The sequence below is a fragment of the Dactylosporangium cerinum genome (assembly GCF_042653625.1).
Lineage (GTDB): Bacteria > Actinomycetota > Actinomycetes > Mycobacteriales > Micromonosporaceae > Dactylosporangium > Dactylosporangium cerinum.
Map to the genome: position 1 here is coordinate 1 of NZ_JBHSIU010000151.1, position 853 is coordinate 853.

General features: G+C 67.9%; 1 pseudogene. It reads left to right on the top strand.

Annotation, left to right across the window (positions count from 1 at the left end):
• Window positions 1–29: 29 nt before the first annotated feature.
• Window positions 30–853: pseudogene (locus ACFPIJ_RS64455) on the top strand (IS630 family transposase); the annotation flags it as partial.

Consider the following 853-nt stretch of genomic DNA (forward strand, 5'->3'; position numbering starts at 1 on the left):
GGTGGCGTGTCTGCGTTCAGGCTGTGCCGGTGGCAGAACCCGTGCGTGTGCGGCGGCTGTCTGATCAGGAAGGTCAGCAGCTGCTGCGAATAACCCGGCGTGGGACCGGCTCAGCGATCCGGTTGCGGCGGGCGATGGTTGTGCTCGCCTCGGCCGGCGGCAACAGCGTGCCGGTGATCGCGAGGCTGGTCCAGGCCGATGAGGACTCCGTTCGCCAAGTCATCCACCGGTTCAACGAGATGGGCATGGCCTGTCTCAACCCTCAGTGGGCGGGTGGCCGTCCCCGCCTGATCAGTCCTGACGACGAAGCGTTCATCGTCGCGACGGCCAACACCCGACCCGAAGCCCTCGACCAGCCGTTCACCCGGTGGAGCCTGCGGAAACTCGCGGACTACCTCGCCCACAACCCCGGCACCCACCGCGTCCAGGTCGGCCGGGAACGACTCCGGCAGCTGCTGCGCAAGCACGACATCACCTTCTAGCGCACCAAGACGTGGAAGGAGTCCAACGACCCTGCCAAAGCAGCGAAGCTCGCCCGCATCGAGCGGGTCATGACCGAGCTCCCTGACCGCGTCTTCGCGTTCGACGAGTTCGGGCCGCTGACCATTCGCCCACAAGCCGGCGCGACCTGGGCGCCGGCCGGGCACCCCGACCGGCTCCCCGCGAACTATCACAAACTGCACGGCGTTCGGCAGTTCCACGGCTGCTACAGCATCGGCGACGACACCCTCTGGGGCGTCGTCCGACGCCGGAAGTCCGCAGCGAACACCCTGACCGCGCTCAAGTCGATCCGCCGCGCCAGACCGGACGGCGCACCGATCTACACCATCCTGGACAACCTGTCCGCCCACCG